This window comes from Arthrobacter sp. 7Tela_A1 (genome assembly GCF_049311065.1).
Classification (GTDB): domain Bacteria; phylum Actinomycetota; class Actinomycetes; order Actinomycetales; family Micrococcaceae; genus Arthrobacter_B.
The window spans coordinates 69788-92877 of the sequence record NZ_JAXIOO010000004.1 but is presented as its reverse complement, the minus strand read 5'-3'; the positions used below and the strand labels follow the sequence as shown (position 1 = coordinate 92877).

The window sequence follows — 23090 nt, the reverse complement described above, 5'->3', positions numbered from 1 at the left end:
ATCGGCTCTTACCGGCCGACTTTGCCGGTAAGCGCGGCCACCGGCCGCAGGAGGATCGGCCGTGCCGCAACCCAGGCCGCCACCATGATGACCACCGAACCAGCGAAGAACCAGAAGCCGGTCCATCCGGTGCCGTCGGAGGCCGCGTACATATGGTTCAGGTTTCTCAGGGCACCCGTCGCCAGCACCAGCGTGACGTGCACGATGATGAACAGCACGAAGTAGATCATGACCGGGAAGTGCAGCGCCCGGGCCGCTCCGATCGGGAAGGCCCGGTTCAGCCGCGGTGCTTTGGCGGGCCACGACGGCGACATCCGCAGGCCGGTCAGGATGGCCAGCGGGGCGGCGATGAAGACTATGGAGAAGTAGGAGAGCACCTGGAGGGCGTTGTAGCTGACCCAGCCGCTCTCGGTCGGCCAGTCCAGCGACGCGTACTGCAGGGCCGTCGACGCCGCATTCGGGAAAATGTCCCAGCTGGTGGGAACCAGGCGCATCCACTGTCCGGTCGCGAACAGCAGGACATAGAAGACCAGGCCGTTCAACACCCAGAGGACGTCGAGGCTGAGGTGGAACCACAGGTCAAGGCTGATGCGCTTGGGCTGGTTCTTCGTGCGGATCAGGCCCTTGTTGTTCCTGGTCCATGATCCGATGGACCGCTGCCGCGTCCGGATCATCCATCCGGACCGGATGATCAGCAGGAGCAGCAGGGAGTTGAGGAAGTGCTGCCAGCCCACCCAGGCCGGGATTCCAACGGGTGCGCCGTCGGGCAGTGCGGAGTGGCCGGGATAGGCGGCAAGGAAATCCTGGGCCCCGGGCGTTTCCCGCAGCCAGCGTGCAGCGAGCACCACGGCTGCCAGCAGCAGCAGGGCCGCGGGGATCATCCAGGCCAGCTTGAGCCAGCGGGACCGTGCTGCCGGGGCAGCCGTGCGGCTCATGCGGCACCTGCCGCGCCGGTCCGGCCACGTGATCCTGCTCCGGGGCACAGCGCCGTGCCCACCGGAGTGGATAGGTAGATCTTCACGGTTCCCCCGTAGTGTCGTGCCGCGTTTTCTGTTTTGTCCTGCCGGGCGAGCCTACCCGAAACGGTGCCCTACCGGCGCGGACCTCCACCCGTTTGAGGTGGTGCTTCAAGCGGAACTGCCTCGCCGCCAAGCGCCGGAACATCCGTATGCTTGTCCGTCCTGACCAGGATCAGGCCCGTCACGATCAAAGCTCCTCCGATCATCTGGATTGGTCCCGGGAGTTCGGAAAGCAGCAGCCAGGCCCACAGCACGGCAAAGAGCACTTCGGTCAGCGACACGAAGGAAGCAACCCTGGGCCCGAGGGCTCGCGCTGCGATGATCCCCGTGACGTAGGCCAGCACAGTGGAGAGCAGCACCAGACCGGCCAGCGGGACCCACCAGCGGGTCACCCATCCGGCCAGTTCCACGTCCTGGGTGGTGAATCCGGTGGGCAACACCCCTGTCAGTCCCAGGAGCACCATGGAGGCCGCCCCGACGAGCAGTCCGCCGGCAGTGAGCACCAGTGGCGGGAGGGTCTCGTTCTGCTTCGCAGTGATGAAAAAGTACATCGCCAGGCACACTGCAGCGGCCAGCCCCCAGAGGACCCCAATGGGATCGACCCGGACATCTCCCGTCAGGTCCAGGACCAGGACCAGGCCGACGACGGCGGCCGCCGCTCCCAGAATCGTTGCGGTCCCCGGACGGCGGCGGGTTCGGAACCACATCCACAGCACGATCAGCACCGGCGCCAGGAACTCCAGCAGCAGCGCTACGCCCACAGAGAGCCGTTCTACGGCATTGAAATAGAAGAACTGGCAGCCGCAGACACCAACCAGGCCAAACAGGACGATGGTCTTCCAATTCTGCCGGACCTGGTACCACCTGCCATGGAGAGCGACCAGTGCCGGAACCAGAAGCACGGCGGCGGCCCCGCCCATCCGAAAGGCCACGGCCGTGGCCGGGGTCCACCCTGCTTCCATCAGGGATTTTGCGAAGGAGCCCGAGAGCCCGAAAACCGCGGAAGAAAGGAGTGCGATGAGGATGCCGGAAACTCCGGAAGCGGCGGCCGGGGGCATTGCTCCCGGACCGGATGAGGGCTGAGCCATGGTGGACCTTTCGAGGTGGCGGGCCCGCTCCCCCATGGATCATGTCACGAGCTAAAAGGGCCTATGCTTGTGACATTAAAGGGGACAATGTCAGGAGTCAAGATGGTTTTCACTTATGACACTGAGGTAGCGCTGGCGAGCGCAGCCGCCCTGGTGAACACCTCCTTCCTCGACCCCGATCCGCTGGCTGACGACCCCGGCCTCACCCAGTTCCTGGAACGGGAGCGGTTCTCGGGATCGCGTACGCACACCTCAGCCGAACGGCAGGCAGTGCAACGGCTGCGCACCGACCTGCTGCAGTTGTGGGACAGCGGCGAGGAAACTCTCGCCCAGGGGATCAACCGCCTGCTGGCCGACTCACGGGCGCTTCCCCAGCTTGTCCGGCACGATGGCTGGGACTGGCACCTGCACTGCACGCCGCCCGATGCGGACCTGGCTGACCGGATGGCGACGGAGGCCGCCATGGCACTTGCCGACGTCGTCCGGGCCGGTGAACTGGAACGCCTCCGGATCTGCGCCGCACCGGATTGCCGCGGCGTCCTGATCGACCTGTCCCGCAACCGATCCCGCCGCTACTGCGGGTCGGGCAACTGCGGCAACCGGGAGAATGTGCGCGCCTACCGGCGTCGGCTGGCGTCGAACTTTCTGGAAAACCAGCAGCGCTACGGGTTGCCGTAGGAAGCTTCGCCCGCTAATGTCCCGGCCTACTCGGGCCGATTGTGGGTGCCCGGACGCCGAAACAGTCTCGAATGCCCGGGCGCCATCCCTCCCTGCGGGATGCTCCCGGTCGCCTGAGCCTGGCTCTATGGGGGTATCAATGGGGAACGCAACAACATTCCGGCACCGAAGGTATGTGCGGACGGCCGCAGCCGCCGTCTTACTCCTTGCCGGAGGTGTGCTGGTGGGAGTGCCGGCGCAGGCAGCCCCCCACGACACCGCGACCGTGGAGGATGCTTCCCCCCTTCCGCCCCCAGACGGCACCGCAGGTGCCCTGCCTCCCGGCCTGGCTGAGGCGCTGCAACGGGACCTTGGCATCACCGAGGAACAGTTCCGCGCGGCGGGCGAACTCGGCCAGCGCGCGGCGGAAGCCCTGCCGCGGCTGCAGGCGACGGCCGGCTACGCGGGAATGTCCCTGGTCGACGGGGAAATGCTCATCTCCGGATCCGGACCCGAGCTCATGGCGCTGGCAGAGGAGCTGGGGGCCCGGCTCGAGCCGCCGGCGGAGACCACCGCTGGTGCCACCCGGACGGCAACCGATCTGACAGCCCTCACCGCAGAGTACCTGGACACCGTAGGCGTCGAGGGCCTGGAATCCGTGGGTCTCGGAAGTGACGGATTCACGATCAGCGTGCGGGACCCGGGCAGTCCCCGGACCGCTCCGTCGGGCATGGGGAACCCGGCGCCTCCGGAAATGACGCCGCAGGACTTTGCCGCTGCTTACACCAACGTCAGCGTTAAGCCTGCCGCCGGAGCTGGAACCGCGCTGGCGGACCAGGTCTACGGAGGGCAGGGGTACCTCAGCCCCCACGGTCCGGCCACGGAGAACGGGCAGTATTTCAGCAGCTGTTCCGTGGGGTTCAACGGCTGGAGCCCCACCGGCGATCCGGCCATCATCACGGCCGGGCATTGCACCCGTGACGGCGCTGGCCGGAACACATTCCTCCTTTCCCGCAACGGCAGCGCAGCACTGGCAGATGCCGCAGAACTGACGGATCTGGGAACATTCGGTACCTCCAGGTTCGGCGGCCCCGGCAACACTCCCGTCACCGTAGGCACCGACATCGCCGTGATCGACGGCATCAACGCAGACCTGGACCTGCTTCCGGAAGCAACGCAGTGGGAAGACGGGGAACTGTCGAAAACCACCACCCGCATCACCGGTACCGGCACCGCAGTCCCGGGCCAGCCCGTCTGCCGGTCCGGACTCGCCACCGGCTGGCAGTGCGGGACGGTAGAGGAACTCGCCGACTTCGCGGTGGCCGGTTTCAACTACGGGCCGGACGACGAAGATCTCCGTATCGTCCGCGGCTTCGTCTCGACGATGGGAGCCGGCCCGGGTGACTCCGGCGGTCCGGTGATCTCAGGCAGCACGGCCCTGGGCATCCTGAGCGCCGGCTTTAGGAACGACTTGGGTGCGATCGACCGCGTCGGTGCTGCGGACCTGTCCTCCGCCCTTTCTGTCACGGACGGCTACACACTGGCCCTTCATCTGGAGCCGCCGGTCCTGGAGGTCCCGGACGGAAGGGACGTCCTTACCGACCAGGTCCTCAACGGAACGGCACCTGCGGGGACGGTCGTACGCGTCTCGGTTAATGCCGGGACTGCCGACCTGCCCGTGGCTCCAGACGGCACCTGGTCCCTCACGGTCCCCCGCACGGTCGCCGACGGCGGCGTCCTGACTATCTCCGCCACCGCAGTGGCGGGGTACAACACGTCGGCAACGGCGGAGTACACGCTCACCGTGAAGCACCTTCCGTTGGACGCCCCGGTCCTGGCCAGCCCAGCTCACGGTTCCTCACTGGTCGACGGCGTCCGGAGCATATCGGGTGCGGGCGAACCCGGTGCCACGGTGTCTTTGGAGGTTGGGCCGGCAGCGGCGGAGAGTACCGGGGATCTCACTGCCGCCCCTGATCCTCAGGCGGCCACCGCCGTCGTGCACGCCGACGGGAGCTTCTCGGCTTCCCTGGAGACGCCCTTGCCTCCAGGCACCTATGTCATAACCGCTGCGCAAGGCGGCCTGCCGGGGAGGGCCGTCTCACCGGAATCCCGCACCCCGTTCACTGTGCTCTACGCGTCGCCGGTCATCACGTCCCTGCGCGGCGGTGAAGTCTTTACCGAAGCGACGGCTCCGCGCGAGATTTCCGGCACGGGCGTCCCAGGGGCAACGCTCGCCCTGGCTGCGGGCGGTCAGGATCCGGTCACGGTCGTGGACGCGGACGGCAACTGGAGCGTGCACGTCGGGGCCTGGCAACCCGGCGAGTTCACCGTTACGGCAACCCAGGAACTGGCAGGCGTTGGATCGGTGCCCGCCACGCTGACGGTCCAGGTAGTGGCGGTGCAGGCCACGGCGGCCGGCACGGCTGGCGGAAGGCTGCCGGCGACCGGAACCAGCCCGAACACGTTTGTACTGCTCGCAGCTGCCGGGGTCCTCCTGCTCAGCGGTGCTGCGGGGGTTGGTCTGAGCCGCCGCGGCAGCCGCCGAAAACAGCAGCCCGCCTATGATCCGGCGCGGGCGGCGGCCTAGACTTGTCAGGTCGAGCAGTGCGGCGTCTGTTGACACCTGCCTCCAGGAGCACCTCATGGAGCACAAACTGCGGTCTGCCCTTTCTCCCCGTACCGCCTGGATCCTGATCGGAACGAGTGTCCTTTTCTGGGTCCTGTCCGCGCTGGGGCTGCTGCAAATACCCGCCACAGTGCCGCCGATGCTGATGTTTTTGTGGCTGTACCTCAATGCCTTCGCAATGCTGGCCAGTGCCGTTGCCGTCGCCGCAGCCGTGGCAGCGCTGCTACTGCACCGCCGCAGCGCCGGGCCGGCAGAGGCCAGAAGAGCACCGGGCCTGACTGAACTCGATGCCGCCGAAGAGACCGGCCTGGATCAGCTGCTGGGAGACGCCCCGCCGCCGGTGCAGCCCGCTGCCGCACCCGAGGGAAAAGGCGGACGCCGGCAACCCGGCCGTCCACAGCGCCGAAAGCGGAAGAAGCGCTGAAGCTCCGGATCTAAGCCTGGCTAAGCGTTGCTGCCCGGGTTCCGCGGAACGTCGGCGGCGTCCCCTGGCGTTTCGCCGGTCGGCTTCTTCTTTTCCGGGGCGCCAACACTGCCGGCACCGCCCGGAATCTTTGCCGAGGCACGGTGGACTCCGGAGCCTTCACTCAGGTGTTCGGGGTTTGGCTTCTCCGTCATCAGCAACAGCGAGGAAATCAGCAAAGAGGCAATGAAGGCGATCCCGGCGGCCGTCAGGCCGAGGTCCAGCCGAAGCTCCTTGGTGGCCCCGCCGGTGGCGAAGATCATGGTGGTGATACCGGCGATCACGGCCAGGACTGCGGAGAAAACCAGAGGGGCCTTCACGGAATTCCGTTTCTGGGTCCCACCGGGCTGGCTCTTGGCCACTATTTGTCCTCCTGCGTTGTCGACTGGCGGTCTTCTACCCCAAGTAGAAGCCGCGGATAGTCCTAGTTTACGGCCTGTGCGTGTTCCGTCGATTCCGGCGTCAGGCTTGCGTCATGACGCAGTCCCAGACCCGAAATCGCCAGGACCACGGCAATGATCACGGCCGAACCGCCGCTGACGCCGAGGAGTGCCCGGACATGGGTGCCCTCGGCCAATGCCAGGAAGAGCGGCATCAGCACGGCGGCACCGACCGCCGCGGCACCCGTAATGAGCCAGTCACGGGCCGGCGTGAACGTCTTGCGGACCCGGAACCAGAACACGAGTTCAACGAGGCCGCCCACCAGCAGGGCAGCACCAGCCACGTAGGCGAACACGGTGGTGGACTGCACTGCGGCCACCACGATGCCTGCAGCGGCGTAGACGACAGCTGACACCAGCAGTGCTCCCGGGACCTGCGCGGTGTTGCAGGAGCGGGCCAGGGTAGCCATGCGCCACAGGCTGACACCGGTCAGCAGGAGGTAGGCAGCGCCCGCGGCGGCCAGGACAGCCATAGTGGGGCCCTGCCAAAAGATCGTGATCCCGCCGTACACAGCAGCAACGGCGGAACGGAGAAGGATCGGGACCCAAGGTGCCTTGGAGTGGGGTGCGCCCACGGTAAGCCTCCGCTTTCAAGTTGGTGGTCGGCCGGTCCGGCCGATCCTTAGCTTAGTCCTTTGTCCTGGCCGGTGCCGCACCGGTGACCATCCAGGCTTCGCCCCTGGCACGCAGCGTGAGGGTCACCGCCCTGGCGGCCATATAGCCAAGTCCGAAAGCAGCCCACAGCCACGCAATGCCGGAGCCTCCCTCCAGGCCGGACGCGTGGACCCACCACAGCAGGGGCAGATAAGCGAGCAGGTTTACCACGCCCGTGAGGGCCAGGTACTTCGCGTCACCTGCACCAATGAGGACACCGTCCAGAACGAACACCAGTCCGCAGATGGGCTGGGCCGCAGCCAAGACCCACAGCCCTGCGGTCAGTGCCTGCTGCACGCCCGGATCCGGCGTGAAGATCCAGCCCACGAACGGGGCGGACGCAGCGAGAAGCAGTCCTGTGAGCACGCCAAACCCGATCCCCCACACCGACATTTTGCGGGTCAGTGCACGGGTCAGCTCACGGTTCCCGGCACCAAGCTCCTTGCCGATCATTGCCTGGGCCGCAATCGCCAGCGCATCCAGCGCGAACGCGAGGAAGGTGAAGAAAGTCATAACCAGCTGGTGGGCAGCCAGGGACACCGCTCCCTGCGCCGTTGCGACCAGTACTGCCGCCAGGACGGCGATCCGCAGGCTGAGCGTGCGCAGCATCAGCCAGGAGCCCACGTGCATGCTCGCCTCCATTCCGGCACGGGACGGCCGCAGCGGCACGGATTCCCGTTTCGCCATGCGTCCCACCATCACCAGGTACACCGCGGCCATTCCGCACTGGCTGATGCTCGTGCCCATCGCGGCGCCCGCGACGGAAAGATCAACCCCGTACACCAGCAGGAAGTTCAGTGCGATATTCACGCTGAAGCCGGCAACCGCTACGACCAGGGGAGTCTTCGTGTCCTGCAGTCCGCGCAGCACCCCGGTAGCTGCCAGCACCACCAGCATCGCCGTCAGTCCCGGCATGGACCAGCGCAGGTACTCCACCGCATAGCGGTGCACCTCGCCGTCAGCGCCCATCGCTCCGGCCAGCCACGGAGCAAGGAGGATCCCGGCCAGCGAAAGCACTGCGCCAAGGATGACCGCCAGCGCAATTCCGTCACGGCCTGCCGCTAAAGCTTCATGGTGCCGGTTTCCGCCGAGGTACCGCGCCACCGTACCGGTGGTGGAATAGGCAAGGAAAACCATCAGGCCGACGGCGGTCTGCAGCACTGTGGAGGCCAGGCCAACACCGGCGAGCTGGTTCACTCCCAGGTGCCCGACGATCGCCGCATCGGCCAGCAGGAACAGCGGCTCCGCGATCAGTGCGCCAAGCGCCGGAAGCGCGAGGGCCAGGATTCGCCGGCCCAGTCCACTGGTGGTTGCCGGGGTCCGCCTTGTCACGTTTCCAGCCTACGCCCGGCCGGCTTGGGCCGCGGTTCGTGCTCCCACTGGCCGGGGAGGGTCGCTGCCAGGACGGCCGCGAGGAGCATCAAGACCCCTACGAACCCGGCCAGGGCGGGCCAGCCCGCTGATTGGAAGAACAGTCCGCCGGCCCATCCGATCAGGCTGGAGCCCCCGTAATACGCCAGGTTGTACAGCGATGAGGCCTGGGCTTTTCCTTCGGAAGCGAACACCGGTACCCATCCGGAGGCAATGGCGTGCGCTCCGAAGAACCCGGCGGTAAAGATAATGAGTCCCGTAATGACGGCAGCCAGGGACTCGAACAACGTGACCGCCAGGCCCGCTGCCATGACCGCCGTACTGGCAAGGAGGACGTTCCGGCGCCCGCCGGGCAGCACTCCCGCGGCCTTCCCCGCCGCCCGCGAGGACCATGTCCCGGCCAAGTACGCCAGGAACAGGGAGCTGGCCAGGGCCTGCGGAAGATTGAACGGGGGAAGGCCCAGCCGGAAACCAAGATAGTTGTACACGGCCACGAAGCCGCCCATTAAAAGGAACGCCTGCGCGTAGAGCGCCAGTTGCCGGCGTGAACGCAGGTTTGCCCCGAGGCGGGCCGCCAGTCCGGGGCCGTCTTTCTGCTTGGGGCTCGGGCTCCAGCCGCGTTGCCGGGGCGCAGACAGCATAAAGACCACGGCGGCGACCGCCGCCAGCAGGCTCACCGCCGCAACACCTATACGCCAATTGGAGTATTCACCCACCGGAGCCGCCACGATGCGGCCCGCGAGACCGCCGATGGTTGTTCCAGACACATATGTCCCGGCGGCGACGGCTGCGTGAACCGGGCTGACTTCCTCACTGAGGTAAGCCAGCGCGACGGCGGGGATACCGCCGAGCGCCGCGCCCTCGATAAACCGCAGCAGCAGCAGGACGGAGAAATCCGTGGCGAGAGGTACCAGCAGCCCCAGGACCACAGCGGCAATGATCGCCGTCCGCATAACAGGCAGCCGGCCGAACCGGTCTGCGGCAGCGGACCAGGGAATGACGGCTACAGCCAAACCCAGGGTTGCGGCAGAGACGCTCAGGGCCGCGGTGGCTGCGCTGACGCCAAAGTCCCCGGACAATTCCGGCAGCAGTCCCTGCAGGGAGTAGAGCTGGGCGAAAGTGGCCAGTCCAGCGGCAGCAAGGCCGACCAGGACGCCGCGGTAACCTGCACTGCCCCTCGGATGCCCGGTGAAGCCTGCGGGATCAGCCACGATTAGCCCTTCCGGCCCGGGCACTGCCCTCCGGTACGGACGGGCGTCCGCCGGCGGGAACCAGGGCAGCCAGTTCGCGTGCCAGGTTGGAGCGGGCGGCGTCTCCCCAGAGCGCCTCGGCACGGCCGGTACGGAACACCGTTCCGTTGCCGAGGAGCGCCTGGAGAACGGTGCGGCGGCCTGCCCGGAATACATCCTCGTCGACGTGTCCGTATTCCCGCCGGATGTCGGCGGCATAGCGGTCATACGCATCGGCGCTCCGTCCCAGCACGGACAGGTCCGCGTCGCAAAGAAGCGCTCCGCGCCGATCTTCCGGTTCCGGATCGTGGCCGGCCGTGAGCCGGATGAGGCGGGCTGCCTCCGCTACCTCGCCCGCGCTGATGCCCGCTTCGGGCAGCAGCGACTCAGCCAGCACGGCCGAAGACTCCTCGTCCCGTCCGGGATCGCCGTCGTACACAGCGTCGTGGAACCAGGCCGCCAGGAGAACGGGACGGTCAGTTACCCCGAGCGTGTGCAGTGCTTCAAGGACCTGGAGCAGGTGCCTGCGGTCGTGATAGCGGCGGTGCGGCTCACCCCACCGGTTGAGCAGCTCCGCACCCACCTCTTCGGCTCCGGGCACCAGCGAGTCCCAGCGCCGGCGCAGCGGATGCACCAGGGAGGCGGGCCGTTCCCTTGCGGGAATACGGAGCCCGCCGGCAATCAGCGCGCGGACCAGTGTCCGCCCGTCGACAGCCCGTGCTCCGGCCCGAACCAGCTCCTCATAGCGGTGCTCCGGAACGTCGTAGTGGTCCTGGTCAAAAGCACGGCGCGGGACACCGGCAGCTGTGGCAAACGCGTGCAGCTCTTCCAGCGAGGTGTCTGAGACCAAGTGGGAAAAGCAGGTGTCGTGAGCAGGCCAGAGCGGCGGATCGATGTAAATCAAGCCGGTTCACCCAGGTGGAAAAAAGGGACCATTCCTCCATGCTTAGTCCACAGCGTGCGCATTTTCCATCTGGGAAGGTTCCCGAGCCGCCTAATCCGCTTTTCGAATCCCCTTGTCCGCCTGATGGCTGGATGGTCCAATATCAGCCATGAGCCCAACAGAGGACACGGTCCTGGCCATCGGCACGCGCAAGGGACTGTGGCTTGCCCGGAGCACGGACCGGACCACGTGGGCGCTCAGCGGCCCGCAATTCTTGATGAATGAAGTGGCCAGTGTGGGGATCGACACGCGCACTTCACCTCCGCGCATCCTGGCGGGCCTGTTGTCGCCGCACTGGGGTCCGACTGTGGTGATCTCCGATGACCTGGGTGAGACGTGGTCCGAGCCGGAGGCGGGCGCCATCACGTTTCCCGAAGGAACCGGTGAGTCGCTGGGACGCATCTGGCAGCTTCAGCCCGATTCCGAGTCGCGGCCGGGTGTCGTGTGGGCGGGCTGCGAACCCATCTCTGTCTGGAAATCCACCGACGGCGGCATCAGCTTTGAACTCAACCGGCCGTTGTGGGACCACCCGCACCGCCCGGACTGGGGTGAGGGGTATGGCGGAGCCGCAGCCCACACTGTGCTTCCCAGTCCGGCGGATGACACAGTGCACGTGGCGATCAGTTCGGGCGGGGTGTACCGCTCTCATGACTCCGGTGGAAGCTGGCAGGCCCGCAATCAGGGAATCTCGGCGTATTTCCTCCCCGACCCGGATCCGGAGTTCGGCCAGTGCGTCCATAAGATCGCCCGGGATGCCGAGGACCCGGCACGGCTCTACGCGCAGAATCACCACGGCGTGTACCGGTCGGACGACTCCGGGGATACCTGGGTGTCCATCGCCGACGGGTTGCCGGCTGACTTCGGATTTGTCATGCTGGCCCATCCGCGGCGGGGAGGGACCATCTGGACCGTCCCGCTGGTGGCCGACGGTGAACGGATACCGCCGAAGGGGCAGCTGGCGGTCTACCGCAGCACTGACGCCGGCACGTCCTGGGCCCGGCTGGACGCCGGGCTGCCCACGGCGGAATACAACGCCATTCTTCGCGACGCCGCCGGGTTGGACAGTGCGGAACCTGTCGGAGTCTATTTCGGCACCAGGGCAGGAGACGTGTACGCCAGCTCCGATGAAGGAGAGACCTTCGCCCTGGTGGCCACCAACCTGCCGGACATTCTGTGCGTCCGTGCCGCACCCACCGGATTGGCTGGCTGATGCTTTCAGGGGAGATCCGGGTCCTGCTTCCTGCCGTGCTTGCTCCGAGCGCCGGAGGCACGTCCGAACTGAGGGTGCCCGCCGGCGACGGACTGACGGTCGGGACGCTGCTTGACGGACTTGGAGACCGGTTTCCCGTTCTGGGACGGCGGATCCGCGATGAAACGGGAATGGTCCGGAAGTTCGTGAATATATACGTCAACGGCGAGGACATCCGCACGCTTGACCGGCTGCACAGTCCCGTGGCTCCGGGGTCTGAAGTGCTGGTCCTTCAGTCCATCGCGGGTGGATGATACGCAGCCGGGGACGTAACGGCAGAACGGGCCGGCGCCCCCCCCGGGGGCCGCCCCTTTCACAGCTGCAATGTTAGGCAGGCAGCTGGATAACCTGTCCGGTCAGGATCAGGTCAGGATGGATGATGGTGTCGGCGTTGGCTGCGTAGAGTGCCGGCCAGCCGCCTTCGATGCCGAGCTTCTCGGCGATCTCGGAAAGGGTGTCACCAGCCTGAACGGTGTAGGTTTCGCCGCTCAGTGCCGGAGCCGGGACCTCAGCCGCAGGGGCCGGGGCCGGGGCGGCGACGGGAGCCTCTACCGGAGCGGGAGCCTCAACCGGAGCCGGAGCGGGCTCGGTGTAGGTCTCAACCGGAACGGAGTAGGTCTGGACCTCGGGCTCGGCGACGGGAGCCTGCTCAACGGGAGCAGCCGGAGCGGGCTGGGGGTTCGCGGTAGCACCGGTCATGCCCAGCTTCGCGGTGCAGGCAGGCCACGCGCCGGGGCCCTGCGCTGCCAGAACGCGCTCGGCTACGGCAATCTGCTCCTCTCGGCTGGCGTCGGCCGGGTTGCCGGTGCCGCCGAAGGCTGCCCAGGTGCTGGGCAGGAACTGCAGGCCGCCGGAGAAGCCGTTGCCGGTGTTGATGTTCCAGTTTCCACCGCTCTCGCACTGTGCCAGGGCGTCCCAGTCCATCGATGCAGCGTTGGCGGGAGCGGCCATCCCGGCGAGGCCGGCAGCGCTGGCACCAGTGATAACGGCGGCGGCAAGTCCACGACGAACGTAACGGGTGATCTTCGAGTTCTTCATTAGCTGTGTCTGCTCCTCAGGGCCCACCTGCGCTCCATCCGTCCCCGGACTTCATCACGACGTCGCCTACCCTCGACTGTTAGAGGTCTGGTTCAGGTATTCCCGCAGCGGCGACATAGAGGTGGCGCGGGATACCGTGCATGGTTCGGGGCGGCACCATCAGAAGGATGTCCGCCAGCCGGATCAAATCAGCTCTTCAGGACCCGGCGGTCCGCCCGTCATTCGGGCTATATCCAAGCTAGGAAAGACTCGAATCGATATCAAACCGAGACCTTGCGAAGAGAATCGTAACCATGCTTTACTTCCGCGTGTTCATGCCGATCGAGGCGCCTAATGTGTACTTCGCCACGTAGGCTCCCAGAGCGGCTTTCCGGGCGTCTGGACTTGGATCTCCAAGCGGTCTATGGTTTGACCTCGTGCTCACATTCTTCAATGCGCTGAAGCGCATTCTGGTGGGGCGTCCGTACGGCAATGAACAGCTCTCGCACACTCTCCTGCGCAAGCGGGTGGCATTGCCGGTCTATGCGTCGGACGCACTCTCGTCCGCGGCCTACGCGCCCGACGAAATCCTCCTCACCCTCGCGCTGGCGGGGGTCGCCGCGGTGACCTTGTCCCCGTGGGTGGGCCTGGCCGTCATCATCGTGCTGCTCACCGTAGTGGCCTCCTACCGGCAGAACGTCCATGCTTACCCCTCCGGCGGCGGTGACTATGAGATCGCCAGCGAGAACCTCGGGCGGAGGGCCGGCCTCACCGTTGGTTCCGCGCTCCTGGTGGACTACGTGCTGACCGTTGCCGTTTCCATGTCCTCAGCCGCGCAGTACCTGGTCACGGCTGTCCCCGCGCTGCACGGCCGGCAGGGTTTGCTGGCCGCAGCCGGGGTACTCATTCTCATGCTGGTGAACCTGCGCGGAATCCGGGAGGCCGGAAAGGTTTTCGCGTTACCCACCTACCTCTTCCTGGCCTCCGTGCTGGGAATGTGCGCCGTGGGCCTCATCCAATCCGCCACCGGGTCGCTGGCCCGGGCGCCGTCTGCCGGGTTCGAGCTCCTTCCGGAAGCCGGCATGGACGCCGGACTGACGGGATTGGCCGGTGCCTTCCTGCTCCTGCGCGCGTTCTCTTCCGGGGCAGCCGCATTGACCGGGGTCGAGGCGATCAGTAACGGCGTTCCCACCTTCCGCAAGCCCAAGAGCACCAACGCCGCCACCACGCTGCTTCTGCTGGGCGGCCTGGCAGCGCTCATGCTGGCTGGAATCCTGGCCCTGGCAAGCCTGGCCAACGTCCACTTCGTGCAGGACCCGGCCACCCAGCTCCTGCTGAACGGGGAACCGGTACAGGGATACATCCAGCACCCGGTGATCAGCCAGCTGGCAGAAACGGTTTTCGGTGACGGGTCCCTCCTGTTCTACATAGTGATTGCCGCCACCGGCCTGATCCTCGTCTTTGCCTCCAACACGGCCTTCAACGGCTTCCCCATCCTCGCCTCCGTGCTCGCGAAGGACGGGTACCTTCCGCGGCAGATGCGCACCCGCGGTGACCGGCTGGCCTTCAGCAACGGCATCATCGTCCTCGGGCTGGCGGCCCTGGTGCTGGTCCTGGTGTTCAACGCTGACGTCACACGGCTGATCCAGCTCTACATCGTCGGGGTATTTGTCTCCTTTACCGCAAGCCAGCTGGGCATGATCAGGCACTGGACTGCCAAGCTGCGCACGGAGCGGACAAAGGACGTGCGGGCGCGGATGAAGCGCTCACGCGTCATCAATGCCTGCGGGTTCGGCATGACAGCACTGGTCCTGGTCATCGTGATTATCACGAAGTTCGAACACGGTGCCTGGATTGCGCTGCTGGCCATGGCTTTCCTGTACGTGATCATGAACAGCATCCGCACGCATTACCAGTCCGTGGCCGAGGAACTGCGTGTGGAGGAAGACCCCGAACTGCTGGCCCTCCCCAGCCGGGTCAACGCCGTGATCCTGGTATCCAAGGTGCACAAACCCGTGCTGCGGGCCCTGGCGTACGCCAGGGCTTCCCGGCCCTCCAGCCTGAACGCGATCATCGTGGACCTGGATCCGGAGGAAACGCAAAGGGTGGTCGATGACTGGGAGCGGCTGAGGATCCCCGTGCCGCTGACGGTACTCTCATCTCCGTACCGTGAAACTGTGTCCCCGGTCCTGGCCTACCTGCGTGAGGCACGCCGCAGTTCGCCGCGCGAACTCTTCGTCGTCTACATTCCTGAGTACGTCGTCGGCCGCTGGTGGGAGCAGCTTGTCCACAACCAGACTGCCCTGCGAATCAAGGCGCGCCTGCACTTTGAGCCCGGCATCATGGTTGCCAGCGTCCCGTGGCAGCTGGCCTCCAGCCGGGATGCCGCTGCCAACCCCGCCGCGGGCGGCGGAGAGCCCGGCCTCTAGGCCCGCGGGAGTCCGCGCCCGGCGAGGACGGACTGGTAGGCGTACTCGGTCAGGCGCCCATCCTGCCCTGCCTGGACCACGGCGTCGAAGGACCGCACGCCCTCCTCGCTGTACGGGAAGTGAATCAGCTCGGCAATCAGCTCCCACTCTTCGGCAATGCTGTCAATGAGTTCGCCCGGGGTTTCCTCCGGGCCGGGTCCTCCGCCCAGCACGGTCCAGTCCGTCTCGGGGACGCGGTAGGACTCCAGCCGTTCCAGGTCCGCTTCAAGCTCCTGGAGGGACGCGTACGTGGTCTCCGCCCCGGGAGGAACCGAGCCGTCCGGAGTAGCGAGCTGGCTGACGAACCCCGAGCTGACCGGATACACCGACGTCGGGACCGGTTCCCCTTCCTCCAGGTAAGCCGGAAGCTGCGAGGGCATCCAGTACCAGCAGTCGCCCTGGTCCAGGCCGCCGGGCTGGTTACGTTCACTGATCCAGCCGCGGCTGCTGAGCAGGGTCTCTGCTTCGTCACTCACGAAGGACTCGGCGTCACCGAAAATACGGTTCGATTCATGCTGGCTCCGGCGCGCCTGACTCTTCTTGGCGGCCGCCTTCTTGCGGGGTTTGGACTTTGGCACGTTTTTGCTCCTGTGGGACTTCGGCTGGACCGTCCGGCTAGAAGCCGGAGCCACCTTCGACGGCCATGTTGGAGAAGCGTGAATAATGGCCCTGGAAGCCCACAACGATCGTCTTGGTTGGACCGTTACGGTGCTTGGCCACGATCACGTCTGCTTCACCGGCGCGCGGGGATTCCTTGTCGTAAATATCTTCGCGGTGCAGCAGGATCACCATGTCGGCGTCCTGCTCAATCGAGCCTGATTCGCGGAGGTCGGAGACCATCGGCTTCTTGTCGGTGCGCTGTTCGGAACCACGGTTCAGCTGGGAGAGCGCAATCACGGGGACGTCAAGCTCCTTGGCCAGCAGCTTCAGGGCACGTGAGAACTCGGACACCTCCTGCTGGCGGGATTCCACCTTCTTGCCGGAAGACATCAGCTGCAGGTAGTCCAGGACCACCAGTTTGAGGTCGTGCCGCTGCTTCAGCCGGCGGCATTTGGCCCGGATTTCCATCAGGGACATGTTCGGGCTGTCGTCGATAAACAGCGGCGCGTCGTTCATCCGGCCCATGGTGGTGGCAATCTTGCCCCACTGCTCATCCTTGATGGTGCCCTTGCGCAGATCCTGCAGGCCGATTGTTGCCTCGGCGGAGAGCAGGCGCATGGCGATCTCGTTGCGGCCCATTTCGAGGGAGAAGAACACCGTGGTCATGTTGTTCTTGATCGCCGCGGAACGGGCAAAGTCGAGCGCGAAGGTGGACTTACCCACAGCCGGCCGGGCCGCGATAACGATCATCTGGCCGCCGTGCAGGCCCTGGGTGAGTTCGTCGAGCTCGTAGAACCCGGTGGGGACGCCAATCATCCCTTCGCCGCGGTGGCCGGCGGACTCAATCTCATCGACAGTACCTTCGATGATGTCCTTCAGCGGCACATAGTCTTCGGCTGTCCGGCGTTCTGCCACGGCGTAGACCTCGGCCTGAGCCGCGTTGACAATGTCATCAACCTCCATGCCGTCGCTGGAGTAGCCCAGCTGGACGATCTTGGTTCCCGCGTCCACCAGCCGGCGCAGGACTGCGCGTTCCCGGACAATTTCCGCGTAGAAACCGGCATTGGCGGCGGTCGGGACCGACTGGATCAGCGTGTGGAGGTAGGCGGGACCACCGATCCGGCCGATTTCGCCGCGCTTGGTCAGCTCATCTGAGATCGTCACCGCATCGGCGGGCTCGCCGCGGCCGTAGAGGTCGATGATGGCCTCATAGATGGACTCATGGGCCGGGCGGTAGAAGTCCACCCCTCGCAGCACCTCGACGCAATCAGCGATCGCGTCCTTGGAGAGCATCATGCCGCCGAGGACAGACTGCTCGGCTACCAGGTCCTGCGGCGGAGTGCGGCCAAAATCGGGGTTGCGGGTCGATTCAGCGGCATCCGCCTGTGCAAGCGACACAATGGCCACCCTTTCCAAAAAACATTAGATCCATGGCCCGTCCGGCGGGCGCCCGTGTTGGCTGGGACTGACTCAGTCCTAGCAGGAGGCACTGACAGCGCTTTGCGCCCGGCGCCACCCTCGCCGTAACCATTTCCGGGTGCACCAAGGAGGGAGTCCACCGCAACCGTAGTCCCGTCTGGCTGGCTCAACAAACGAGTTGTCCACAGGCCGTGTGGATACCCTGTTCATAACTGGGCGTGTCTTGTGCACAGGATGGGTATAAGGCTGTGGATAACAAAATAGTTTTATCAAAAACAAGGCTGTGACTAGGGGTTATGTTCGTCCACACCTGTGCATGAACACCTTTTTTCCTCAACATTCATCCTCAACCTTCAGGTTGACACCTGCGGGAAACAGGCATACGGCGTTCTTTATCCACAGTAGATATCCACATACTTGTGGAATTACGGGCGCTACCTAAGAAAGGAAGCACGCGAAGCATTCCTCCGGCACGCAAAAACGCCCCCCGCCACAGGCGGAGGGCGTTTTATGTCACGCGGTGCGCAACGAACTAGCTGGCAACGACCTCGAGGTCGATGACGGCAGCAACGTCGTCGTGCAGGCGGACGTTGGCCTGGAAGGAACCAACCGACTTGATGTGCGTCGGCAGTTCAACCTTGCGCTTGTCGATGCTGCCGAGGCCGGCGGCTTCAACAGCAGCGGCAACGTCAGCGGGCTTGACCGTACCGAAGAGGCGTCCGGACTCACCGGCCTTGACGGTCAGCTTGACCGGCTTGGCGGAGAGAGCAGCGGCCTGCTTCTGGGCATCTTCCAGCGAAGCGTGCTCGCGCGCGGCGCGGGCAGCCTTGATGGACTCAACCTGCTTTTCGCCGCCCTTGGTCCAGGTCAGGGCGAAGCCGCGGGGCACCAGGTAGTTACGTGCGTAACCATCCTTTACCTCGACGACGTCACCTGCAGCACCGAGACCGGTTACTTCGTGGGTCAGAATGAGCTTTGCCATGAGTTAGGTTCCTTTCCTTTAGCCGCGGCCGGCGCCGGAGTAAGGCAGGAGTGCAACTTCACGGGCGTTCTTGATTGCCTGTGCGATCTTGCGCTGTTCCTGCACGGATACGCCAGTTACGCGACGAGCGCGGATCTTTCCGCGGTCGGAAATGAACTTGCGCAGCAATGCTACGTCCTTGTAGTCGATGACAGTGATGTCAGCGGCCTTCAAGGGATTGGACTTTGGTTTGGGCTTGCGAAGTTCAGCCTTAGCCATCGTGGAGCTCCTTATGTCTAGTGGAGCCCGTGGATTCATTCCACGGGATGGGCTCGACGGCGGTTGCCGTCAGAGGTTGGCGCCTTGCGGCACCAGGTACTGCTTAGAAGGGCGGATCGTTGGAATCCGGACCGGCTCCCCAGCCGCCTGAGTTGCCGCCCGCAGGGGCACCCCAGGGATCGTCCGCAGGTGCGGACTGCTGCTGCTGCTGGCCGCCCCAACCGGAGTTGGAGTTGCCGCCAAAGCCGCCGGAATTTCCAGCATTTCCACCGAAGCCACCGCCACCGCCGCCTGAGCGCTGGGTGCGGGTGACCTTTGCGGAGGCGTACCGGAGCGAGGGGCCGATTTCGTCGACCTCGAGCTCCATGACGGTGCGCTTCTCGCCTTCTTTGGTCTCGTATGAACGGGACTTCAGGCGGCCCTGGCAGACGACGCGGGTTCCCTTGGTCAGGGATTCGGCGACGTTTTCCGCAGCTTCACGCCAGACCGACGCACGGAGGAACAGCGTTTCGCCGTCCTTCCATTCATTGGACTGCCGATCGAAGGTGCGCGGCGTCGAGGCAATGGTGAAGTTCGCCACTGCCGAACCGGACGGGGTGAACCGGAGTTCCGGATCATTCGTCAGGTTACCGACCACGGTGATCGTTGTCTCGCCTGCCATGTATGCCTCCTGGTGTCTCGGCCCGTGTGAGCGGGCCTTTCATTGACGAATAAAGGGTGGGCCGAAATTACTCGGCGACAACCTTCTGGTCTTCGGGGCGGATGATCTTGGTGCGCAGGATGGTCTCGTTGAGGCCAAGCTGGCGGTCAAGTTCAGCAGCTGCTGCAGGGCTGGCGGTGAAGTTAACCACCGCGTAGATGCCTTCAGCCTTCTTCTTGATTTCGTAGGCCAGGCGGCGACGGCCCCAGATGTCGACCTTGTCGACGGTTCCACCGTCGTTGCGGACAACATTGAGGAACTTGTCGAGCGAAGGCTCCACGGTACGCTCTTCGACCTCGGGGTCGATGATTACCATCAGTTCATAAGCACGCATTTGTGAACCCACCTCCTTTGGGCTATACGGTCACGGTATTTCCGTAACAGGAGGTTCTTTAGCGTTGTCTTTGCTCCCTGCGGCGGCGGATTACCCGCAGCACGCACAGAACCTGCCAGCCAAAGCCGACAGCACAGACTCCCCTATCCTATCGGATTTTCGCCGGGGCAAAGTTCACCTGTGGACCGGTATCCGGCCCTGCGCTCCTTCGCCTAGCGGCTGAAGAAAAGCTCCGCGGCCAGGGAAAGCCGGTACGGATCGCTGACACCGGCCATCTCGCGGGCCGAGTGCATCGAGAGCAGGGGTATCCCGACGTCGATGGTCCGGATCCCCAGCCGCGTCGCCGTCAGCGGGCCGATGGTGGAGCCGCAGGGAATCGAGTTGTTGGAGACGAACTCCTGGTAGGGCACCCCGGCTTCCCGGCACAGCCCGGCCCAGTACGCAGCGCCCGGAGCATCGGTGGTGTACCGCTGGTTGGCGTTGATCTTCAGCAGCGGCCCGCCGTTCAGGACCGGCCGGTTGGCGGGATCATGGCGCTCGGCGTAGTTGGGGTGCACTGCATGGCCCGCATCTGCGGAAATGCAGAACGACGCCGCGAACGCACGCTGCGCCTCGATGGCACCGGCGCCCAGCCCGGAGCTGATCCGCGCCAGGACGTCCTCGAGGAACGGTCCCGCCGCCCCGGACCGGCTGCCGGAGCCGACCTCCTCATGGTCGAACGCAGCCAGGACGGCGATCGACCCGCCGGCCTTAGTTGCGGCCACTGCCTCCAGCGCCTGCAGGCCGGCATGCACCGAAGAGAGGTTATCCAGCCGGCCGGAGGCGAAGAACTCGGCGTTGGCGCCAAAGACCTGAGCCGGCTGGGTGTCGGCGGCAACGACGTCGTACCCGCCGATCTCGTCCCGGTCCACGCCGGCCTTGGCTGCAAGGAGTCCCAGCAGGTCCGCTGACGAAGGATCTCCCAGGCCCCAGACAGGATTCATGTGCTGCTGCTTGTCCAGCTTCAGGCCATCATTGGCTGCGCGGTCCAGGTGGATGGCAAGCTGCGGGAAGCGCAGCAGCGGCCCGGTGGCCACCAGGTGCTCGACGCCGTCCAGCGTCACCAGCCGTCCGGCCAACTCCAGTTCCCGGTCCAGCCACGAGTTCAGCAGCGGTCCGCCGTAGACCTCCACGCCCGCCTGCAGCCAGCCGAACTTCCCGGTGGTGGAGGACGGCTTGAGCTTGAACGTGGGTGAATCGGTGTGGGTCCCGAAAATATTAAAGCCGGTGGACGGTGTGGCGCCCTCCGGGACGATCCACGCGATGAAGGCACCGTCGCGCACCACTGCATAACGGCCGGGTGCGGCCGGCCAGTCAGCGTCTTCATGCAGCTCCGTGAAACCGGCAGCTGCCAGCCGGTCCGCTGCGGTCCGCGCGGCGTGGAAGCTCGACGGGGAGGCGGCGACGTATGCGGCCAGGTCGGTGACGTGTTCGTGCGGCGTTGGATTCATAGTCCGATTCAACCAGAAACCACAAACCGGAAACGAGAAGAAGCAGACATAACAGTGGAGGGGAGCGCGGCCGTTCGTTCCGCGTTCCCCTCCACCGGGTTTATGCAGCCCGGCCTGTGGCAGCCGGGCGGGCCTGTCAGGTCCTAGACGTCCCGGACCTTGTTCACCACCACTGCCGCGATCAGCAGCAGGACAGCCCATCCGCCCAGCACCAGCCCGCCCTCGAGCTGGTTCAGCGCACCGTCGGAAATGCTGGTGGCTACCAGCTGGGTTCCGGCGCTGCTGGGAAGGAAGCGGGCGGCGTCGGGAATCCAGTCCGCCAGTCCGGAGATCAGCTGGACGATCACCGGCAGGACGAACAGCACGCCGATGATGGTGACCACGCCGCCGGCCGTGCTGCGCAGCAGGGACCCGGTAGCAACACCCATCACCGCGATTGCGGCCAGGAGCGTCCCGGTGTTGATGATGCTGGGCAGCACCCAGGGGGCGTCCAGACCGAAGTCAAGGTTCTCCGGTGCCAGCAGGGGCTGGCTGATCAGGAAGCTGGCAAAAGCCCCCACGACCCCGATGACGAAGGCAATCAGCGCAGTAATGATGCCCTTCGCGAGCAGCGCCGGCGTGCGGGTGGGCACGGCGACCATGGTGGAACGGATCATGCCGGTGCTGTATTCGGAGGCCACGAGGACCACGGCAAGGGCCGCGATCAGCAGCTGGCCGAACAGCACGCCCGAGGCGGGCGTGTCATAGACCAGGGCCTGCAGGTCCATGCCGGATCCAACTCCCATGGCCGGACCCATGGCCGGATCGTCCGAGAGCATTTGGGCGGTCGTCGCCCAGCTCCAGGCAACTAGTGCCGCGATCCCCACCATGACCACCAGGGTGGTAGCCAGCAGGATCACCGTGGACGGGACCGTGGTCACCTTGATCCACTCCGAGCGCAGGATCCGGAGGAAGTTCACGCCGCTGCCGTCGGGACGGGCTGCTCTGCGCGTGGGCGCGGGGGCGGTTGCGGTGCTCATGCTCGGGTTCCTTCCACAACAGGCTCGGCTGCTCCAGCCGGTTCCTGGCTAAATCCGTGGGACTTGTATTCGACGTCGTCCCGGGTGAGCTCCATGTAGGCGTCTTCCAGCGAGACCTGGATCGGAGTCAGTTCCGTGAGCAGGATCCGGCGGTCCAGTGCAATTTCTGCGATGGAGCGTGAATCCGCGCCGCTGACTTCGAAGAGTCCGCCCTCAAGGCGGTTGATCTCCGCGCCCTGTCCTTCAAGGACCGGCAGGAGGTCGGCAGCGTTGTCGGTGCGTACCCGGGTGCGCTGGCGGCCGCCGCCGTCGATAATCTCCTGGATCGGAGCGTCGGCGATGATCCGGCCGCGGCCAATCACGATCAGGTGGTCCGCTGTGACGGCCATTTCGCTCATCAGGTGGGAGGAAAGGAAAACCGTGCGGCCCTCGGATGCCAGGCCGCGGGCCAGGTTGCGCACCCAGAGCACGCCTTCGGGATCGAGGCCGTTGACTGGTTCGTCCAGGATCAGCGTGCTGGGGTCCCCCAGCATGGCGACGGCGATGCCGAGCCGCTGGCCCATGCCGAGGGAGAAGCCGCCGACGCGCTTCTTGGCCACCGGCTCCAGGCCGGTGAGTTCGATAACCTCGTTGACACGCTTGTTGGAGATGCCGTGCGTGGCGGCCATGGCGCGCAGGTGGTTGTAGGCCGACCGGCGGGTGTGCACCGCCTTGGCATCCAGCAGCGCACCAACTTCGTGCAGCGGGGCCTTGTGCCGTGCGTACGGTGCACCGTTGACGGTGACTGTCCCCGCGGTGGGCCGGTCCAGTCCCACGATCATGCGCATGGTGGTGGACTTGCCGGCACCGTTCGGGCCCAGGAAGCCGGTGACTTTGCCCGGCTGGACAGTGAAGGAAACGTTGTCGACCGCCGTTTTGGCGCCGTAGCGTTTCGAGAGGCCGTGTGCCTCGATCATGGGAATCCTCATGTTGGAACGGACAGGTTCTTGGGGGCTGCCCCCAGCCTATGCGAGTGCAGGGGCTGCCGGACCGTTCCAAGGGATGATTCAGGACTATTCAGGGCT

Annotated in this window: 23 protein-coding genes; 6 read left to right on the top strand and 17 right to left on the bottom strand. The window is 65.6% G+C overall.

The annotated features are described in order from the left end of the window. Positions 1–8 precede the first annotated feature (8 nt). Together TVB01_RS02885 and TVB01_RS02880 are read right to left on the bottom strand one after the other, a co-directional pair. Positions 9–935 carry a cytochrome b/b6 domain-containing protein gene (locus tag TVB01_RS02885; protein ID WP_422453963.1) on the bottom strand — a complete coding sequence of 309 codons (927 nt, stop codon included), beginning with the start codon at positions 933–935 and terminating at the stop codon, positions 9–11. Positions 936–1090: 155 nt separating this feature from the next. Beyond that, positions 1091–2107 (bottom strand): EamA family transporter, encoded by a 1017-nt coding sequence (locus tag TVB01_RS02880; RefSeq protein ID WP_422453961.1) that lies wholly within the window; start codon positions 2105–2107, stop codon positions 1091–1093. A 102-nt stretch (positions 2108–2209) separates the two neighbouring features. On the opposite strand from TVB01_RS02880, the gene TVB01_RS02875 reads away from it, so the two are divergent. The 3 genes from TVB01_RS02875 to TVB01_RS02865 all read left to right on the top strand — a co-directional run bounded on the left by TVB01_RS02875 (position 2210) and on the right by TVB01_RS02865 (position 5814). Further along, positions 2210–2785, top strand: a complete 576-nt coding sequence (locus TVB01_RS02875) for a CGNR zinc finger domain-containing protein (RefSeq protein ID WP_422453959.1) — start codon at positions 2210–2212, stop codon at positions 2783–2785. A 139-nt stretch (positions 2786–2924) separates the two neighbouring features. After that, complete coding sequence (locus tag TVB01_RS02870; protein WP_422453957.1) at positions 2925–5351, top strand: trypsin-like serine protease; 2427 nt, start codon at positions 2925–2927, stop codon at positions 5349–5351. A gap of 55 nt (positions 5352–5406) precedes the next feature. Then, positions 5407–5814 (top strand): hypothetical protein, encoded by a 408-nt coding sequence (locus tag TVB01_RS02865; RefSeq protein WP_422453955.1) that lies wholly within the window; start codon positions 5407–5409, stop codon positions 5812–5814. Positions 5815–5834: 20 nt separating this feature from the next. Here the strand turns inward: TVB01_RS02865 and TVB01_RS02860 are convergent, their stop codons facing one another. From TVB01_RS02860 to TVB01_RS02840, 5 genes are all read right to left on the bottom strand, one after another. Further along, positions 5835–6173, bottom strand: a complete 339-nt coding sequence (locus TVB01_RS02860) for a hypothetical protein (RefSeq protein ID WP_422453953.1) — start codon at positions 6171–6173, stop codon at positions 5835–5837. A gap of 104 nt (positions 6174–6277) precedes the next feature. Then, a complete protein-coding gene (locus TVB01_RS02855) occupies positions 6278–6868 on the bottom strand; it encodes a DUF308 domain-containing protein (protein ID WP_422453951.1) in 591 nt (196 codons plus the stop codon). A 52-nt stretch (positions 6869–6920) separates the two neighbouring features. Then, positions 6921–8279, bottom strand: a complete 1359-nt coding sequence (locus TVB01_RS02850) for an MATE family efflux transporter (RefSeq protein ID WP_422453949.1) — start codon at positions 8277–8279, stop codon at positions 6921–6923. Further along, positions 8276–9529 carry an MFS transporter gene (locus TVB01_RS02845; RefSeq protein ID WP_422453948.1) on the bottom strand — a complete coding sequence of 418 codons (1254 nt, stop codon included), beginning with the start codon at positions 9527–9529 and terminating at the stop codon, positions 8276–8278. Before TVB01_RS02845 ends, TVB01_RS02850 begins: the two co-directional genes overlap by 4 nt. Further along, on the bottom strand, positions 9522–10451 hold the full coding sequence (locus TVB01_RS02840; protein WP_422453946.1) for a DUF4031 domain-containing protein: 930 nt from the start codon (positions 10449–10451) through the stop codon (positions 9522–9524). Before TVB01_RS02840 ends, TVB01_RS02845 begins: the two co-directional genes overlap by 8 nt. A gap of 148 nt (positions 10452–10599) precedes the next feature. Between TVB01_RS02840 and TVB01_RS02835 the strand changes: the two genes are divergently transcribed. After that, positions 10600–11700 (top strand): exo-alpha-sialidase, encoded by a 1101-nt coding sequence (locus tag TVB01_RS02835; protein ID WP_422453944.1) that lies wholly within the window; start codon positions 10600–10602, stop codon positions 11698–11700. Continuing rightward, the gene (locus tag TVB01_RS02830) at positions 11700–11993 is read left to right on the top strand and encodes a MoaD/ThiS family protein (RefSeq protein ID WP_422453942.1); all 294 of its coding nucleotides are present in this window, start codon (positions 11700–11702) and stop codon (positions 11991–11993) included. Before TVB01_RS02835 ends, TVB01_RS02830 begins: the two co-directional genes overlap by 1 nt. Positions 11994–12066: 73 nt before the next feature. Here the strand turns inward: TVB01_RS02830 and TVB01_RS02825 are convergent, their stop codons facing one another. After that, positions 12067–12777, bottom strand: a complete 711-nt coding sequence (locus tag TVB01_RS02825) for a transglycosylase family protein (protein WP_422453940.1) — start codon at positions 12775–12777, stop codon at positions 12067–12069. 416 nt (positions 12778–13193) lie between these two features. Between TVB01_RS02825 and TVB01_RS02820 the strand changes: the two genes are divergently transcribed. Next, entirely contained in the window at positions 13194–15185 is a 1992-nt protein-coding gene (locus TVB01_RS02820) for an APC family permease (protein WP_422453939.1), read from the top strand. Here TVB01_RS02820 and TVB01_RS02815 read toward each other — a convergent pair. The 9 genes from TVB01_RS02815 to TVB01_RS02775 form a co-directional block, all read right to left on the bottom strand. Beyond that, positions 15182–15802: a hypothetical protein gene (locus TVB01_RS02815; RefSeq protein WP_422453937.1), complete on the bottom strand. Its 621-nt coding sequence runs from the start codon at positions 15800–15802 to the stop codon at positions 15182–15184. The genes TVB01_RS02820 and TVB01_RS02815 overlap by 4 nt on opposite strands. 37 nt (positions 15803–15839) lie before the next feature. Continuing rightward, positions 15840–17222, bottom strand: coding sequence for a replicative DNA helicase (gene dnaB / locus TVB01_RS02810; protein ID WP_422453936.1), 1383 nt, complete (start codon positions 17220–17222; stop codon positions 15840–15842). A gap of 553 nt (positions 17223–17775) precedes the next feature. Beyond that, entirely contained in the window at positions 17776–18225 is a 450-nt protein-coding gene (rplI, locus tag TVB01_RS02805) for a 50S ribosomal protein L9 (protein ID WP_055242872.1), read from the bottom strand. 18 nt (positions 18226–18243) lie between these two features. Next, positions 18244–18483, bottom strand: a complete 240-nt coding sequence (gene rpsR / locus TVB01_RS02800; protein WP_007269381.1) for a 30S ribosomal protein S18 — start codon at positions 18481–18483, stop codon at positions 18244–18246. Between the two features lie 103 nt (positions 18484–18586). Beyond that, complete coding sequence (locus TVB01_RS02795) at positions 18587–19144, bottom strand: single-stranded DNA-binding protein (protein ID WP_191745394.1); 558 nt, start codon at positions 19142–19144, stop codon at positions 18587–18589. Positions 19145–19211: 67 nt separating this feature from the next. Next, a complete protein-coding gene (gene rpsF / locus TVB01_RS02790; RefSeq protein WP_066300367.1) occupies positions 19212–19517 on the bottom strand; it encodes a 30S ribosomal protein S6 in 306 nt (101 codons plus the stop codon). Positions 19518–19729: 212 nt separating this feature from the next. After that, positions 19730–21007 (bottom strand): M18 family aminopeptidase, encoded by a 1278-nt coding sequence (locus TVB01_RS02785; protein ID WP_422453933.1) that lies wholly within the window; start codon positions 21005–21007, stop codon positions 19730–19732. A 143-nt stretch (positions 21008–21150) separates the two neighbouring features. Continuing rightward, complete coding sequence (locus tag TVB01_RS02780) at positions 21151–22026, bottom strand: ABC transporter permease (RefSeq protein ID WP_422453931.1); 876 nt, start codon at positions 22024–22026, stop codon at positions 21151–21153. Continuing rightward, the gene (locus TVB01_RS02775; protein WP_422453930.1) at positions 22023–22982 is read right to left on the bottom strand and encodes an ABC transporter ATP-binding protein; all 960 of its coding nucleotides are present in this window, start codon (positions 22980–22982) and stop codon (positions 22023–22025) included. The genes TVB01_RS02780 and TVB01_RS02775 overlap by 4 nt, the downstream gene beginning before the upstream one ends. Positions 22983–23090 lie beyond the last annotated feature (108 nt).